Source organism: Kutzneria kofuensis (assembly GCF_014203355.1).
In the GTDB taxonomy this organism is placed as follows: Bacteria; Actinomycetota; Actinomycetes; order Mycobacteriales; family Pseudonocardiaceae; genus Kutzneria; species Kutzneria kofuensis.
The window spans coordinates 8,258,947-8,275,936 of record NZ_JACHIR010000001.1 but is presented as its reverse complement, the minus strand read 5'-3'; the positions used below and the strand labels follow the sequence as shown (position 1 = coordinate 8,275,936).

Sequence of the window (16,990 nt, the reverse complement as noted above, 5' to 3'; positions counted from 1 at the left end):
CGGGCACGACCCGCAACCTGCTCCGTCGGGTAGCCAACCGCAGTTGCTCCCGCCACGCGTGAAACCTTGTCCCATCGGAGGATCCATGAAGCTCGCTCGCAGAAGGCTCTGGCTCGCGGCGGTGACCGTCCTCGCCGTCGGCGCGACCGGTGGGGTCGCCGCCGCGGCGCCGATGAAACCGCCGACCGGTGCGGGCGGCGACCACTGGGTGGCGACCTGGACGTCGATGCCGCAGCTGACCGAGGCGTCCAACATGCCGCCCGCCCCGTACACGCAGGGCAACCAGGTCATGGTGGACGCCACGCTGCGCCAGACCATTCACGTCTCGGTCGGCGGTTCCCGGTTCCGGCTGCACCTGAACAACATCTTCGGAGGTGCGCCACTGCCGATCACCGCTGCGTCCGTGGCGACGCCGACCGGCGGCGCCGCCGGGGTGAGCGGAATCCAGGCCGGCACCGCCAAGACAGTCACCTTCGGCGGCCAGAAATCGGTCACCGTCGCGGTCGGCAAGGAAACGATCTCCGACCCGCTGAACGTCACCGTGCCGAGCGGATCCAACCTCACCGTGACGCTCTATCTCGCCCAAGGCCAGGCATCGAGCCACATCACCTCACACCCCGGCTCGCGCACCACCTCGTACCTGACCAAGGGCAACCACCTCACCGACACCACCCTGACCGGCACGACGCCGGTGGACCACTGGTACTTCCTCAGCGGCCTGGACGTGTGGGCGCCGCCGCACACCGGTGCGGCGGTGATGCTCGGCGACTCGCTGACCGACGGCCGCGGCTCCACCACCAACGGCAACGACCGCTGGCCCGACGACCTGTTCGCCCGGCTCCAGAAGCGCGGCGCCACCGCGGACGTCGCCGTCGTGAACGAAGCCGCGGGCGGCAACGCGGTGCTCAGCGGCGGACTCGGCCCCACCGCGGTGTCCCGCTTCGACCGCGACGTCCTCGGCCAGAGCGGCGTCAAATGGTTGATCGTCTTCGAGGGCGTCAACGATCTCGGCGGCAACGGCTCCCCCAAGACCGCCGACGGCCTCATCGCCGCGTACCAGCAATTCATCACCAAAGCCCACGCCGCCGGCATCAAGGTGTACGGCGCGACCATCACACCGTTCGGTGGCAACAGCTACGACGACCCGGCCGGAACCCACGAGGCCGCCCGCCAGACGGTCAACTCGTGGATCCGCACCAGCAACCAGTTCGACGCGGTGGCCGACTTCGACCAGGTCGTGCGAGACCCCGCCAACCCCAGCCACCTTCGGTCGAGCTACGACACCGGCGACCATCTGCACCTCAACCCGGCCGGGTACCTGGCTCTCGCCGATGCCCTGCCGTACACCCTGTTCACTCATTGAGGCGTCACAACGGATCCAGCGCCGCGCCCGCGCATGATGACACGGGCGCGGCGCTGGACTTGCCTTCGTCGTAGCGGCAGCCCAGTGGGTGGGCGTGCTGTCACTCGACGTCAGCGTGGGGCGAGCACCACCACGGAGATCTGTGCCCCGGCATACTCGTCAGCGGCCACCGGGTGAGAAACCGGATGACGCGGCCCGCCTCACCGGTGGCGCGCCTGATCCCGTCGGCGGCCGTAGCGTCGTCGAAATAGGTCTTACCGATGATCCAGTCCTGGTGGTAGCCGAGTTCGGTCATCTTCCTGTCGGCGTCGACGAACTGCGAGTACTCGTCACCGTTCCAGCTGTCGCCATACAGGTGCACGTCGAAGACGGCGGGCGGGTTCGTGCCGTACACCGCGGTCATCCGAGTGGCCCGGTCGGCGATCCAGGTCGTCATCGAGAAGCCCACGGTGTCGCTCGCGCCGAAGTTCGCCGTGTAGTCGATCCACAGGCGGGTCCCGTATTGCCGCAGCACTGGTTCATTCGACATCGGCATGCCCTCGTTGAGCAGGTCGATCAGGTACCGCACCCCGGCCGCCGCAATGATCGGGTGCAGGTTCCGGACGAGACTCCAGTCCTCCTGATACGAATCCTCCTGCCACGACGACCAGCCGTGGGCATCGTCCCGGCCGATCGGCATGAATGCGACCTACACCTGCCAGCGGCGGTGCGCCGGGCTGACCAGCCACCGCCAGCGGGATCAACGCGGCCGCCCCGAAACACAGCGCGGCCAGGGAAATCGCCGTGAGAACACGCATCGAGAATCACCCCTGTCACCTGCAGCGGTAATCACGCGGCCACACGTCAACTACGTAGGTAAGTGCTTCCAGCACTACACAATCGGGTCGACAGACCGCCGTCCGACCACAAAGGTTCCCGAGGGAAACCGCATTCCCTCGACCGCCCGTCCACCTCTCGCACAGCGGGCAACCGCCACAGCGGCGGCCATTACGGCGACACGACCCGTCAGCGCCAGTCGGGAGCTCTGCAGCAAGGCGGCCCCGCGCAACGGCGATACCTATTCGCACCGCGCGGCCGCCTCCGCAGACTGAGGACAACAACCCGAATTATTCTTATTGTCCAAAACACGACAGTGTGACAAGGTTTGCCTTGTCTTTACCGATCGATTACAGGCAACAAAGGAAAGGCGATTCCAGTGAACGCCATGAAGAAGATCGCGGTGGGTCTCGCGGCGAGCGCTCTCACGCTCACGGCCGCGGTGGTCGGCGCTCCTGCGGCCTCGGCGACGGGGGACCACTTCATTCTCTTCTCCAACAAGTCCGTCGTCTTCAAGATCTGCTTCAGGTCGTGGGACGCCTCGGGGCGGGACATCAAGCAGAAGTGCACGACGTGGCCGGCCGGTGCGGCCGGCGGAAAGTACGTGTACCGGGTTCCCGCCAACGCCACCCAGACGAGGTTCACGGCCTCCGACCGCGGCCAGCAGATGAAGGGTGTCACCCTCGACAACAACCAGAACTACTGCTTCCGCGCCCCCGCCAGCGGGAACGGAAGGGTTGACGGGCCCATCACGCCCTGCAACGACAACTGACTTTCTCAACATCGTTCGTGAGCAGAGGCCGGGAGGACCCGCAAATCCTCCCGGCCTCGCTCGCGTCACGCACCGCCGACGGGAACTCGACTGCCGTTGGCGGCGTTCGGCATTGGCGTCCGAAGTGGACGTTCGGCGACCTCGCCGGCACCCAGCCGTGCCTGGCTGAGCGCGCCGGGTCTGCGCGAATTCTGTCCAGTCCACAAAGGACCGTCAGGGCGCCGTGTTGTCCGTTCGGGGGTGATCGTGGTGACGCAGTCGCAGGCGGCGCCGGGTCGGTCGGGGTCGCCGGTGGACACCATCGTCTGCGCCCACGTGGCCAGGTCGGCCCGCCCCGAGACGGGCAGCGCCGACAAGCTCTGGAACTCCCGCACCGCGCAGGCCATGTCCTCGCCGAAGGTGTCCGTGAACGACGCCCGTCCGTTGAGCACCATGCCCGTGCTGAACAGGTTCACCCACACGCCGGTCGATCCGACGGCGAGGGGATGCTGACGCAGTCCCGCTCTGGTGAGCGGACCGACCGCGCCGGTCGCGTCGTCGTCGCTCATGCCCAGTTCGAACTGGATGGCCAGGATCGTGGCCTGCACGAGGCCCCGCGGCGAAGGAGCCGGTGAACTCGCCCGGACCGTAGCCCTTGCAGACGCAGCCGCCCTGCACGATCCGCACGATGTTCTGGTTCGGCTCGGTGACGGGAACGCCGCCGCGCTGTGCGAGCTTGCCCAGCGTCATCGGTCCGAAGTTGTCCGACAGTGCCGTGATGCCCAGCTCATGCTGCAGGGCTCTGGTCAGCGAGTACAGCGTCGACCAGCCGACCCGGCCGTCCTCGGGGCAGCGGTTGTAGCCGATGACGGCGCCGTAGGTCGCATTGGCCCACTGCTGCACCTGCAGGACCTTGACGTTCACACAGCCGCCTTCTCTGCACGGGAATACCAGTGACGGGCCGATCTCGATGTCGGCGACCGTAATATCCGGCCGGCACGGTCCGCGCGCTTCACGTGGCCGCGATTCCGCATCGTGCGGACTTGTTTCCACCGCAGCCGTCGACCGCATTCCACGCAATCTGCTCCGCGTTGTGCGGAATTCTCGGCGTCGTCCACGTCCGAATCGGTAGCGTCGGTGTTCCGGGAGGTGGCGATGCCCACGATCCGCGACGTCGCCCGGCGCGCACAGGTCTCCACGGCCACCGCCTCGCGGGCGCTGCGCGGCTTGCCCTCGGTCACCGCGACGACCAGGGCGCGGGTCGAGCACGCGGCCGCCGAGCTGGACTACGTCGCGCCGTTCAACGCCGCCAGCCTGGCGTCGGGCCGCACGAACTCGGTCGGGATCGTGGTCCCCTACGTGGCCCGGTGGTTCTTCGGCACCGTCATCGCCGGGGCCGAGGCGGTCCTGCGCGAGGCGGGGCTCGACCTGGTCGTGTACGGGGTCGCCGACGCCCCGAGCAGGTCCCGTTTCTTCGAACAGATGCCGTTGCGCCGGCGGGTGGACGCCGTCCTGGTGCTGTGCCTGCCCCTCACCGACCGCGAGGCCGACGCCCTGCGTCGCCTGCGGGTGCCCGTCGTGCTCGTCGGCGCGGCCGTGCCGGGCTTCTCCTCGGTACGCATCGACGACCTGTCCGCCGCGGCGGAAGCGGTGCGGCTGCTGGTCCACCTGGGACACCGCCGCATCGGGCTGATCGGCGAAGCCGATCCAGCCCCGCACGGTTTCACCACACCGGCGCTGCGCCGGTTCGGATACCTGCGGGCGCTCGCCGAAGCCGGGATCGAGCCCGGACCCGGCTGGCAGGTTGCCGGCGGTTTCACCGCGGGCGGTGGCGAGGCCGCCATGGCACGGCTGCTCGCCGGCCCGGGGCAGCCGACAGCGGTGTTCGCGATGTCCGACGAGATGGCCTTCGGCGCCTTGCGGGCGCTGCGCCGCAACGGGGTCGCGGTACCTGAGGAGGTCTCGCTGGTCGGCTTCGACGACCATGAGCTCGCCGCGGCGCTGGACCTCACCACGGTGGCGCAGCCGGTCGCGGCGCAGGGAGCACGGGCCGCCGAGCTCCTGCTGGACGAGCTGCGGCACCAGCGGCCGCCGACCGAGGTCGTCTTCCCCACCACGCTCGTGCGACGGGCGACAACCGGCCCACACCGCGGCGCGTGAGTCGGCCCGAGACGGCGGGTTCCGCATTCTTCGGACGGCTTTCGGGAAACGGCTGAACCATTGCTCACATTCGACTGTCGGCCGACGACGGATAGGGATGCAACGCTTACACTGCGATCACAATCGCCGCCCGGCAATCCGCGCCGAGAGTGCGCGCGCCCGTGTGTGAAGGGGATCCGCTATTGATGTCCGTGCAGGGGAAAACGCCGGTGAACGGCCTCCACGCCACTGTCTGGTGCCGTGTGCTCCGCGAACTCGACCGGCTCCCCGCCGCCCAGCGCGCCAAGGCAGCGGACATGGTGCGGCTGTCCATCGGACTGCTTTGCTCGGACGGTGCTCGCGGGATGGGCGACGAATGGGACGCTCGGAAGGTCGCCGCCGTCCGCACGATGGGTCACAGTTGGGCGATCGAGCAGTGGCCGCTGGACCAACTGCTCGAACTGCAGGGCAAGGTGTGCGAGGAAGCCGTCGCGGCCCGTGCCGAGGTGCCCGGCGCGTCGACCGAGCGGCTCAGGGCGCTCGCCGAGGCGAGCAACCGGTTCATGCGTGAACTGCTGCACGGCTTCCAGGAGGTGCAGCCCGCCGGGTCGCACCGGCGGCCGTCGCACGACGAGGCTGCGGCGGCGCTGCTGCGGGGAGAGGTCGACGCCGCGGACGGCCGGTTCGCCCGCGCGTACGCGGTGATGGCGTTCCGCACGGTCGCGTCGCCGGCGGCACGGCGCACCGTGATGGGCAAACTCGGGGCGGACGTGCTCTCCGCCGTGTGTGCCCAGGGCGGCTACGTTCTCGTGCCCGCCGAGGACGAGAACGCCGGGTTCGAACGATGCACGGGCCTGCACGCCCTGTTGCCCGAGCACAGTTGGGCCGGCGTCTCCTGGCAGCAGGTCGATCGGGTGCCCGCAGGCCGGATCGAGGCGGTCGACGTCGTGGCCGCCGCCCTGGCCGCCCGGCGCAGACCCGGCTGCTACCTGCTGGGCGACGTGCCCGTGGAGTACGCGGTGCTCACCCACCCGTCGGTGGCGGGACTGCTCGCCGCGAAGATCGAGCCCGTCACCCGCATCCCGGTGCTGCTCGCCACGCTGCGGGCGCTGCTGGCCGCCGACGGCAACAGGTCCCGCGCGGCCACCGACCTGATGATCCACCGCAGCACGCTCGACTACCGGCTGCGCCGCATCGAGCAACTCACCGGTCACGACCCGACTTCCGCGCGCAGGCTGCAGGTGCTCGGCACCGCGCTCACCGCGTACGAGGCGGCGGCGCGACCCCTGCCGCCGCTGCCGTTGCCGCTGCCCGACGGCGACTGACGCCCAAGGCCCGGAGTTCCTCGGCAGCCGGAAGAACGTCCGCACCGTGCGGAAGAGATGTCGGTCACCGACGCAGTCCCGGTGCGCGGAACTAGCGTGCCGACCATGACATCAGGTGCGGACGTGTTTGTGGTCGTGGCGGCGCGCACATGTCACGAGGCGGCCGGCGCCGACCCGCTCGGCGGGCTTGCGCACCGGCTGGGGTCGGTGCGGCGGACGGCCGACGGGGCGCTGGTGCTGCCGGCGGAGGACAAGCCGCACGGCGTGCGACGGTGCGGCGAGGCGTTCGCCATGCTGCCGGATCGCGTGCGATCAGGGACGTGGCTCGGTGTGGCGTGGTCGGGGCGGGACGTGGCATCGGCCGAGGAGGAGGCCCGCCATGTCGCGGCACTCGCCCTGTTCACCGGCAAGGCCGCGGGCGTGCATCGCGTGGAGGACGTGCTCGTCGAGTACGCCGCCGCGAGGAACCCGGCGGTTGCCCACCGGCTGTCGGCGATGGCCGGGCGGTTGGTCGGCGACCTGACCCTGCACGCCACGTTGCGCGCGGTGATCTCGGCCGACGGGGACCTGGCCAGGGCGTCGGCCGATCTCGGGGTCGACCGCGGCGTCCTGGACCACCGGCTGCGGCGGATCGAACAGCTCAGCGGACACCGACCGACCAACCCGCGCGGACTCGGCCTACTGGCTACAGCGCTTGCCGTACGCGAAACCCTGACCGGCTACGGCATCACGCGTCGGTGAGGCGGGGACTTCGCGCCTGCGCACGACGTCCGCGACCGCGCTCGCGGTCATCGCCACGGTGAGCACCTGGGCGCCCCGGCCGCTCATCGGGCTGTAGCCGGTGGCCTCCTCGATGCGGTGGATCCGATAGTCCAAAGTGGACCGATGGATGTACAGGGCCTGCGCCGCGGCGTTGCGGTTGAAGTCCGACTCGATCAGCACTGACAGCGTCTCGCGCAACATGTCGTTGGCCAGCACCGGCTTGACGATCGCGAACAGGCTGTCGGTGACCGCGGACTGGCGCAGCACGGCGTACTCGATCAGGAAGTCGTCGAGGCGGAACACGCCCGGCGGGCGACCCGACGCCACCGCCAGCGTCAGGATGTCGGCCGCCTCCTCGTACCCGGAGGCGATCCGGTCTCGGGACCGGTGCGCCGTCGCGCACCACGGGCTCGCGCCCAGTCGGGCCGCCCAGTGCTCGACCGCCCGCTGGGGCGAGTAGTCGAGGGTGGCCGGAATGAGCAGCACGACACTCGCGTCCACTGGCGCGCCGAGCACGCCGAGGCCTTCGAACTCGTCGAGCAGTTCGGCCAGCCGCGGTCGGGGCACGTCCTCGGACGGCCGCAGCAGGACGATGTCGTAGCCGGCGGCAAGCTCGTGCTCGGCGCCGGGCGGGACCTCGCCGGCGACCAACCGCTGGACGACCTCCCACCGCGGTCGGCTCCCCCGCTCCGGACCGGCGTCCCGCGCCCCGGTCAGCAGGTCGCGCAACACGAGGTTCCCGACGCTGACCACAGTGGACAGACGCTGCGGCCGCTGCTCCGCGACCGCGACCTCCACCAGGTGCGACAGCACCCGGCCGAGATGGTCGGCCGCCGTGTCCGGGGAGCCACCGGCGGCCACCAGCGCCCGGCCGGCCGCACGCACCCGGGCCCGCTGGTCCGGGCCGACCCCCGGCTCCCCGTCGAGGACCCGCGCGTAGATCCGGATCGCCTCGCCGTAGAGGACCCGAGCCGCCGGCCGGGCCTCGACGGGCAGGACGCCCTTGCTCAGCCGGTCGGCGAGTTCGGTCAGCTCGTCCAGCACCGTCACCGGGCGCGGCCACCGCGGGCCAGGTCGGTCGTCTAGCACCGTCATCGTGAAGTCCCGTCCATCAGCCGCACGACATATGAGTGAATTCGCACGAGAATTGCCGGCGCCGCCGGTTCACCGATTCATTTTAGAAAACGCCCTGGCGACGGTGAGTGCCGCCGCGTTGTCGGCCGGCCGGAAGCGGGAAAACCCTCAGCAGTCGTATACACGACACGGCCACACGAGAAGGGGCCGCGACACGTCACGCGTGCCACGGCCCCGATGACTCGGCGATCAGACCATCGACTCGTCGAAATCCTCGGCGGTCAGCAGCGTGAGCTCCGCCGTGGCCACCGTACCGGCCGTGGTCAGCCGCGAGGCCTGCCGGTCGGCCATCACCTCGAACACCTTGCGCGCGGTGCGTCCGTTGCCGAACGTACCGTCCTTGGGAATTCGCTCGAAATAGTCGCGCAGCACGTCCGCCGCGGCGTCCTCGATACGGTAGTCGTGCCGCTTGCAGTGCATGCGGACGATCGTCACCAGTTCGTCGGGCGTGTAGTTCTCGAACTCGATCGTCCGGCTGAACCGCGACTCCAGGCCGGGATTGGCCTGGAGGAAGTCCCGCATCTGCAGGGAGTACCCGGCGGCGATCACCACCACGTCCTCGCGGTGGTCCTCCATCAGCTTCAGCAGGGTGTCGATGGCCTCGCGGCCGAAGTCGGGCCCGGTGCCGCCCTGCCCCATGCTCAGCGTGTACGCCTCGTCGATGAACAACACACCGCCCATCGCGCTGGTGAACACCTCGGTCGTCTTGATGGCGGTGCCGCCGATGATCTGCGCCACGAGGTCCGCCCGGGCCACCTCGACCAGGTGCCCCGACCGCAGCACCCCCAGATCGGCCAGGACAGCGCCGTACAGGCGCGCGACCGTGGTCTTGCCGGTGCCGGGCGCACCGGCGAACACCAGGTGGCGGGCCATCGGCGGGGCCGACAGCCCCGCCTCCTGCCGGCGCTTGGCCATCAGGTTCAGGTTGACCAGCGAGTTGACCTCGCGCTTGACGCCATCCAGGCCCACCAACGAGTTCATCTCACTGAGCGGATCGCCCGGCGGACGTCCGGCGAACGACAGCTGCTCGGCCGGCCGCGGGGCCTCGGCCACCGCGGACGCGGCGGCGGCCGACCCGTAGGCATCGCGCACCCCGTTGGTGCCGCTGCGCAGGTCGTCGACGGTCAGGTTGGCGCTCGGCCGCGCCTGCCGCAGGCCGGATCCGCCGTTGTCGCGCACCGTGCACGCCACCAGCCGGACCATGTCCTGGCTGAGCACGTGGATGCCGTCGCCGACGTTGGCCGCGAACTCCGACTCCTCCACCGTCGCGCTGGCCCCCTCGGCGACGTGGCACCCGCTGGCCTTGCTCTCGCGCACCCGGCACCGGGTCACCGATACCTCCGCGCCGGCGCCGAAGTGCAGCCCGTCCCCGCCGACCTCGGCGATGTCGCAGTCGGTCAACGCGACGGCCGCCTGCTCGACCAGCACCCCGGCCGCGCCGGCGCCGCGTGCGCTCAGACCCGTCACCTCCGTGCGCGCGCCGCCGCTGACCACGAACGCGCTGCGGCCACATCGGTCGACTTCGACGTTCTCGAAGCGGCCCCGCGAGTTGTCCGCCACCTCGACAGCGGCGCCGTCGCAGCCGACCACGCGCAGCCGGCGGAAGAAGGGGTCCGCGGCGCCGTCCAGGCTGACCGCGCTCGCCGTGCACGTCGACACGGTCATCCGCGTGAACTCGGTGGTGCTGCGTTCCCGGACGCTCACGCCGGCGCCCGCGATGTCGCTGGCCTCGCACTCCTCGGCGCTGCCCGCGGCCCGGCCGCTGAACAGGAACCCGTGCTCGCGGGCCCGGTTGACCCGGAACCGGCGCAGCACCGGCGCGCACGACTCGGTGGTGAGCACACCCTCGGCGCCCGAACCGGTCACCGACCCGTCCTCCAGCAGGATGCTGCCGGAGGACGCGAGGTACACGCCGATCCCGGGCACGTCGGAGACGGTCAGCCGGGTGGCCGTGGCGCCGGCGTGCTGCTCGATCGCGACCGCCGGCTTGGCCGTCGCGGTCACCGTGGTGTCGGTGGCGGTCAGCCGCCCGTGTCCGTTCAGGCAGATGCCGTTGCCGCCGGCGTCGCGCACCGAGCACGCGCGCATCACCAGCTCGCCGTGCTCGGCGACCACGACGCCGGAGGTGCCCACGTCGTGCACCGTGCAGGAGTCGACGATGTTGCCCGAGGCGGAGGTGACCACGATCCCGGCGCCGGCGGGGTTCCACACGTCGCAGCCGCGCATCAGCACCGCCCCCCGGTCCAGCGCGTACACCGCCGACCACCCGGATGCCGTGACCCGGCACTCGGTGAGGCCGAGCTGGCCCGAGGCCACCACGACCGCGGGGCTCTCCTCGTCCTGCGCCTCGACGGTCAGCCCGGACAGGGCCGCGGAGTCGGCGGCGAGCACCACGGTGGGCCCCGACGGCGCCACCACCCGGACGGTGCCGGGGCCGTCCTCCGCGGCGACCGTGACGGCCTTGGTCAGCACCAGGTTCTCGTAGTACTGGCCGGCGCTCACGATGATCACCGAGCCGTCGCGGGCCGCCTCGACCGCGTCCGTGATGGAGCGGTGCCCCGGCGCGGCGGTCTGCGTCACCATGATCACGTCGTGCGCCACGTGCACTGTCCTTTCCCTGTCACGCCGTCCCGCTCCGGTCGCACCCGGGCAGGGTGAGACGTCCCTCCAGGCTCGCCGTGGCGAGATCCAGCCGCGAACGGCAGCCGGTCTTCGCGAACAGCCGGGTCAGGTAGCTCTCCACCGTCTTCTCGCTGACCCGCTCCGCCGCGGCGATCTGCCGGTTGGTCAGCCCGCGCTGGATCAGCGCGATGACGCGTATCTCGACCTCGGACAGCTCCTGGCTGGCGGCCCGCTGTCGGGGCGGGGTCACCCCGCACTCCCGCATCCTCGCCTTGATCACCATCCGCAGCCGGTCCCCGCCGAGCCGTTTGGCGATGTCGTACGCCTCGTGCAGCCAGGGCCGCGGTTCGTCGGCGACGGACGAGGCGATCAGGCACGCGCGCATCAGCTCGCTCTGGTTGTCGTGCTTGCGGAGCACCTCGACGGCGGTGTGCGCGCTGGCGAAGTCCCGTTCGGCGAGGCCGCCGAGCATCAGCTCGGCCATCTGCAGCCGGCGGCCGCCGTAGCGCCCGTACCACTTGCGGGCCAGTTCGCTCAGCTCCAGCAGCTTGTCCACGTTGCCGGCCTCGGACTCCAGCATCGCCAGCCGGACAAGGAGCCAGTGCAGCCCCACCACCGTGCCCCGCTCGGCCGCCGCCGCGGCCCGCTCGTATCCCCGCCAGCCCGCGTCGATCGCCCGCTGCACCTCGCCGGCCCGCCACAGCAGGCCGATCTCGGCCCAGCTCCACATGGCCGGGAACGGGCAGTCCTCACGGGCCTCGGCCAGCCACTCCGCCGCGAGCTTCAGCTCGCCCTCGCAGGCCCGGATCTCGGTGGCTAGCAGGCGCGACAGCTGGTGGACCGGGGTGTGCGCCGGCCCGCAGAGCTCCAGCGCCCGGGCCGCCGACAGCACCTCGGCCCACTCGCCGCGGTGGTATCCGGTGATGACCCGGTGGTACAGCCCCAGCGGGCCGCCGCGCGGCCGCCCGTACTCGTCACCGAGCAGGTAGCCGAACAGGACCACCAGGTCGTGCCGGCCGGCGGCGATCCCCCAGTCGTCGGGCGTCGGCTGCGGCCCGTCGGGCAGGTCTCCGACGCGGAACGGGGCGAAGGCGGCGGCCAGCTCGTCGAGCCGGATCTCCTCGCGGCCTTCGAACCAGCGGGTGGTGAACTCCAGCGGCGCCCGGCCGGCCGGGTCTGCCACCAGCTCATCCCACACCTTCGACGGCACCGGGGCCCCTGTGTGCAGGGCCGCCAACGCCGCGCCGACAGCAACCTCGTACCGCTGCCCGTCCGGCACGCCCGCCGCGACCACCTCGGCGACGAAGTCGCCCAGCCAGTCGTAGCGCCCGATCCGCACCAGCAGGCGCAGCAGTGATCCGGTCAACTCCCGTGCCCGAGCCGGGTCGTCCGCCCGACAGTGCGCCAGCGCGGCGCGGTACCACCGCGCGGCCAGTTCGGGTTTGGCCGCCAGCACCCTGGTCGCCTCCGCACACAGCAGCGGCACGACGTCCGGGGTCGGGGGCAACGCGGCGCCGGCCAGTGCGACATGGTCGGCCACGAGTGCCGGCTGCGGCAGGCGCGGGTGGCCGGCGCGCAGCAGGTGCTCCGCGATCCCACCGTGCAGAGCGAGCACCGCGTGCTCGCCGAGGCCGGCCAGCACCGTGGTGGCCAGCGCCGGGCAGCTCACGGACAGCGCGCCCTGCGAGTCGCAGGCCAGGATGCCCGCGGCGACCAGCAGGTCGACGGTCCGGCCGCAGGCCCCCAGGTCCCGGCCCGTGGACTCGGCGAATGCCAGCAGATCGTCCACCCGGAACCGGTCGGCGGTCGCGGCGAGCGCGACCAACTGCGGCCCCGTGTCGGTCAGCCGCTCCACCAGGCGGACGAGCTCGTGATCGGCGGGCAGTGCGATCGGCTGGTCCGGGTCGGCCAGGCACACCATGCCCCGGAGCGGCACGAGCCGCCCCTGCTGTCGCAGTGATTCGAGAACGGACAGCACGGCGCCCGGATTACCGCACAGCGAACCGAGGGCGGTGCGCACCGCGGGCGCCACGGACTGGTCGAGCACGCCCCGGACGGCCCCCGTCATCAGCTCGTCCACCTGCGCCTCCGTCAGCGGCCGCAGGTCGAGGACATGGTCGGCGAGCATCCCCAGCGAGGTCGGCTCCGCGATTCCGTCCTCCCGGCAGGCGGCGACCACGGTGCACCCGGCGTGCCGGGCGGCGGTCACCACGAGGCCGGGGTTGGGCGCGGCGTGCAGGTCGTCGAACAGCACGGCCGAGAGCTCGTTGTGCCGGAGACTGCCGAACAGTCGCACCAACTCGGCGAACAGCGCGGAACGCGCACGTCCGGAACAGTAGGTCTCGGGCACACAGAGTCGACTCACCGCAGCCAACGCCGCGGCCATCCGCGAATCACCGAATTGGTTGAACCTTTCGCGGAATGTGCTCACCACGGCCAGCGCGCCGAACTGGTCCCAGCTCGGAACGTCATCGGAAAAGCGAACATGAATTGTTTTCACGCCACGGCCGTCCCAGCCGCGCCGCACCTCGGCCAGCACGGACGTTTTGCCTGCTCCGGCCGGACCTCGAACGAGCATGAGCACGGGCCGGCCGGCGAGCTCGTCGACTCTCGCGATCTCCTCGTCCCGCCCCGACAAGGCACCACACTCCCGGGACACTGGCCGCCTCCTCAATTGTTCACACGCTCACCCGATGAGCGGCGCATACCACTAAAGGTGGCATAGCGCTCACCTACAGGCGGGGATAGTCTGTCACGGTCCGTAGACGCACTAGGCCGCCCCAGCGAAAGTTCGCTCACAATGGGGACTTCCCTCACAAGTTCCTCCACGCATATGAGCGGACACCGATCCAGGGGTGGTGAGACGAGTGTGACCAGCCGCCATGACGCGACCGATGCCCCGGCCCAGTGGCCACACGCCGGAAGGCGAAGCCGGCGATTTCCGAGATCTCGTCGTCGACATCGTTGACAAGCTCCGGATGCCGGGCCGCCCGCTGGTGGTGCTGAGCGGGCCCGCGGGCGCCGAACTGTCCCGCGCGCTGTCCGAAATGCGCAGCTGCGCGGAGGAACAAGGCCTGACGACAGTTAACCTTCCGTTCAGCGAAAATACACCTTTGTTCCACCTGGCTGATCGGATCCCCTCTTTCGAGGACCGGCGGAACACTCCGACGCTGCTGGTCGTCGAGGAAATCCAACGCGTCGCCGCGGCGGCCGTGGGTGGTCTGGAAGGGCTGGTGCGGCAACTCGCCGCCACGGGCACGCGGAGCCTGTGCACGGTCGCCCTGCCGCTGCCGTCGGCCGTCGAGCCCGCCATGGTCGCCATGCTGGCGCGGCTGCGACGGGACGGACTCGCCGAGCACGTGCGGCTGCGCCCGCTACCGCCGCGCCGGCTCGACGCGCTGGTCACGGGCGCGATCGGGGCCAAGCCCGCGCCGGAGCTGGCCGCCCTGTTGTGGCGGGCCACCCGGGGCTGGCCGGCCACGGTGACGGCGGCTTTGCGGATCATGCGTGAACACGACCTCGTCCGGTTCGTCGACCGGCACGCCTTCCTGGGGCCCGTCGACGGTGCGCCGCACCTGCCCGACAGCGACGCCCTGGTGCTGCCGATCCGCCGGATGGGCCGGGACGTGTGGGCGGCGGCCAAGGCGGCCGCGGTGTTCGGCCCGCTCGGTGACGCCGCACCGCGGCTGGTGGGCGATGCCCTGGGAGTACCCGAGAGCGAGGCCCGGCGGCTGCTGGCCGGGTTGGAGGCCGCCGGCGTGCTCCGCTTCCGCCGGGCACAGCGGACGTGGAGCTTTCGGCCGCCCCTGCTGGGATTCGCGCTGCGCTGGGTGCTCGGCCCGTACGAGCGACACCGGATGGCGCAGGTCGCCGTGTCCGCGGTCTGGGCCGGCGAGGCCCCCGAACCGGACGCCAGATACCTGGCCGACCTGCTGATGAGCGCCGGCCGGATGGCGCCGGCCGACCGGGCCAAGGACACGCTGCTCGCCATCGCCGGCCGGCGGTCCTTCATCGACACCGACCGCGCTGTCCGCTGGCTGCGGGCCGCCGCCGACCTCAGCTCGGACACACAGGAACGGGCCCAGATCCTGTTGACGCAGGCACGACTATGCCTGGCCCGCGGCACTCCCCTGCTGGCGCTCGAGTCCTCGCAGGCCCTGCTGCTGTCGCTGGCCGGCCAGCTCACACCCGGGCAGCTGCTCGAGGTCTACTTCGTGCACCTGACCGCCCTGCACGAGGCGGGCGAGACCGCCGTGCTGGAACGGATCGCGGACGAGGGCTGGTTGCCCGGACCGGGAGGGCAGCCGCACCGCAGCGGCTTCCGGCTGCTCGCCCTGGTGCTGCTCAACCGCTGGCGACAGGCACGAGACCTGCTGGCGGCCGACGACCTCGACCCGGCGTTCACGTCCCTGCGCGCGCTCGTCCGGCTCTGGTTCGGTGAGCCGGCCGAGTTCGAGAACTCGGCGGCCGCCCTGGCCGCCGGCGCGGGCGACCCGCGACAGCGACCGCAGCAGGCCTGCTGGTACGCCGGCGCGCTGTTGACCCTCGGCGAGCTGGGACGGGCCGAGCAGCTGCTCGCCGAGACCGGGCTCGCGGCCGAGCACCTCCGCCTGCCCGGACGCGTCCTCGTCGCGGCCGAGCGCGGCCGGTTCGACGAGGCCCTGGAACTGGCCCGCAAGAGCATCGCCACCGGGCCGCCGTTCGGCAGCGACGTGGGCCAGGCGGGCATGTACCAGGTGGCGGCGACCATCCTGGCCAGTCGCGGGAAGCTCGCGAGGGCCAGGGAACTGCTGGCGGCGGGCCGGGCGGGGCGGCCCGCGCTGGGGCACCTGCTGGCCGTGCCGGAGGCGCTGATCGAGGTCGCGCTCGGGCGGACCGCGCAGGCGCGCGCGGTGCTGCGGGAGGCCCTGGACCAGGCCGAGGACGACGGCCTGGTCGTCCACACCGACGTGCTGTGGACCGCGTTGGCCGACCTCGCCGTCCGCACCGGGTGCCAGGAGGAAGTTCCGCAGTGCCTGCGTGAGGTCGAGTTGGTGGCCAAGCAGATGGGTACCGGGCGGGCCGAGCTGAACCGTCTCGCGCTACTCGCGCTCGTGGACAAGGACCCGAAGGCGGCCGAGGCCGGGATCGACCTGGCGCGGCGGCGTGGCCAGCCCATGGAGCTGGCCTCGCTCCTGGAACGACTGGTGCGCTACGGAGTGGCCGATCCGGCGTTGCTGGCCGAGGCGTACGACCTGCTCGGCGGGTTGGACGCGCTGATGAGCCGGGCGTGGCTGCGCAACACGATGCGCTGCAACGGCATATCGATACCCGGACGGCAGGCCACGGTCGCCGAGAACGAGCGGTTGCTGGCGGTGCTGGTGGCCGAGGGGCTCGGCAACAAACAGATAGCGACCGCGCTGCAGGCCAGCGAGAAGAGCGTGGAGGGGCGGCTGTCGAGGCTGTTCGCCCGCACGGGCTACCACTGCCGGGTGGAACTGGCCACGGCCATGCTCAGCGGCCAGTTCACGGGATGAGCATCCCTCACTGCGGCTTGTGCCGGCACGGATCGCCGGCCGCTGGACGGTGACGGCTCGGCGCTCGGTGGTGGGTCGGCTTGTGCCCCTTGGCCTTGTGCACCGGGTGCGGTGGTGTGTTCGTCTTCGGGTCGGTGGGCGTCTGCGGCGGCGCGATCGGTTGGGGCAGGGCCGGCCTCGCGACGAGGGGCCGTCGGCCGGTCGACACCACCGACACGGCCCGGCGCTGACCGATCCCCGGCCGCTGCAGCGCCTCACCCGTCGTATCTCCCGGCGTGGCGGGCAAAATCACCAGGTTGTCCAGTGCCGAACCGCCACCGGGGGCCGGCAGTGGGGTGACGCCGGGCGGCAACGGTGCGGTCGTCGCGGCGGTGGCCCGACCGTCGACGACGGGCGAGCGGGGGTCGACCGGGGACAGGGCGAGTGCGCCGGCCACGCTCAACGCCACGACGGCCCCCGACCCGAACGCCACCCACCCGGTCCACAGCGGCGGTCCACCCGCGGACGGACCGGAACCTGGGGCGTCAGAAGGGAAATCCGACACAGTTACCCTCCTCTCGAA

At 71.4% G+C, this 16,990-nt stretch carries 12 protein-coding genes; 6 read left to right on the top strand and 6 right to left on the bottom strand.

Going from position 1 to position 16,990, the window contains the following annotated elements; genetic code table 11:
• The first annotated feature begins 85 nt into the window (after positions 1-85).
• Positions 86-1,363, top strand: a complete 1,278-nt coding sequence (locus BJ998_RS37440; protein WP_184868008.1) for an SGNH/GDSL hydrolase family protein — start codon at positions 86-88, stop codon at positions 1,361-1,363.
• Positions 1,364-1,463: 100 nt separating this feature from the next.
• Here BJ998_RS37440 and BJ998_RS37435 read toward each other — a convergent pair whose 3' ends face one another.
• Positions 1,464-2,042, bottom strand: coding sequence for a hypothetical protein (locus tag BJ998_RS37435; RefSeq protein ID WP_184868007.1), 579 nt, complete (start codon positions 2,040-2,042; stop codon positions 1,464-1,466).
• A 525-nt stretch (positions 2,043-2,567) separates the two neighbouring features.
• Here BJ998_RS37435 and BJ998_RS37430 point away from each other — a divergent pair.
• Positions 2,568-2,951: a hypothetical protein gene (locus tag BJ998_RS37430; RefSeq protein WP_184868006.1), complete on the top strand. Its 384-nt coding sequence runs from the start codon at positions 2,568-2,570 to the stop codon at positions 2,949-2,951.
• Positions 2,952-3,016: 65 nt separating this feature from the next.
• On the opposite strand, the gene BJ998_RS48000 is transcribed toward BJ998_RS37430, so the two are convergent.
• Positions 3,017-3,538, bottom strand: a complete 522-nt coding sequence (locus BJ998_RS48000) for a peptidoglycan-binding domain-containing protein (RefSeq protein WP_184868005.1) — start codon at positions 3,536-3,538, stop codon at positions 3,017-3,019.
• A 547-nt stretch (positions 3,539-4,085) separates the two neighbouring features.
• Here BJ998_RS48000 and BJ998_RS37420 point away from each other — a divergent pair.
• From BJ998_RS37420 to BJ998_RS37410, 3 genes are all read left to right on the top strand, one after another.
• Entirely contained in the window at positions 4,086-5,090 is a 1,005-nt protein-coding gene (locus BJ998_RS37420; protein WP_184868004.1) for a LacI family DNA-binding transcriptional regulator, read from the top strand.
• A 185-nt stretch (positions 5,091-5,275) separates the two neighbouring features.
• Positions 5,276-6,394, top strand: a complete 1,119-nt coding sequence (locus tag BJ998_RS37415) for a helix-turn-helix domain-containing protein (RefSeq protein WP_184868003.1) — start codon at positions 5,276-5,278, stop codon at positions 6,392-6,394.
• A gap of 105 nt (positions 6,395-6,499) precedes the next feature.
• On the top strand, positions 6,500-7,135 hold the full coding sequence (locus BJ998_RS37410) for a helix-turn-helix domain-containing protein (protein ID WP_184868002.1): 636 nt from the start codon (positions 6,500-6,502) through the stop codon (positions 7,133-7,135).
• On the opposite strand, the gene BJ998_RS37405 is transcribed toward BJ998_RS37410, so the two are convergent.
• The 3 genes from BJ998_RS37405 to BJ998_RS37395 form a co-directional block, all read right to left on the bottom strand.
• Entirely contained in the window at positions 7,073-8,251 is a 1,179-nt protein-coding gene (locus tag BJ998_RS37405) for a PucR family transcriptional regulator (RefSeq protein ID WP_184868001.1), read from the bottom strand. The genes BJ998_RS37410 and BJ998_RS37405 overlap by 63 nt on opposite strands.
• 228 nt (positions 8,252-8,479) lie before the next feature.
• Complete coding sequence (locus tag BJ998_RS37400) at positions 8,480-10,891, bottom strand: right-handed parallel beta-helix repeat-containing protein (protein ID WP_184868000.1); 2,412 nt, start codon at positions 10,889-10,891, stop codon at positions 8,480-8,482.
• 19 nt (positions 10,892-10,910) lie between these two features.
• Positions 10,911-13,571 (bottom strand): helix-turn-helix transcriptional regulator, encoded by a 2,661-nt coding sequence (locus BJ998_RS37395; protein ID WP_184867999.1) that lies wholly within the window; start codon positions 13,569-13,571, stop codon positions 10,911-10,913.
• Between the two features lie 223 nt (positions 13,572-13,794).
• On the opposite strand from BJ998_RS37395, the gene BJ998_RS37390 reads away from it, so the two are divergent.
• Complete coding sequence (locus BJ998_RS37390) at positions 13,795-16,428, top strand: LuxR C-terminal-related transcriptional regulator (RefSeq protein WP_184867998.1); 2,634 nt, start codon at positions 13,795-13,797, stop codon at positions 16,426-16,428.
• A 7-nt stretch (positions 16,429-16,435) separates the two neighbouring features.
• On the opposite strand, the gene BJ998_RS37385 is transcribed toward BJ998_RS37390, so the two are convergent.
• On the bottom strand, positions 16,436-16,900 hold the full coding sequence (locus BJ998_RS37385; RefSeq protein WP_184867997.1) for a hypothetical protein: 465 nt from the start codon (positions 16,898-16,900) through the stop codon (positions 16,436-16,438).
• Between the last annotated feature and the right edge of the window lie 90 nt (positions 16,901-16,990).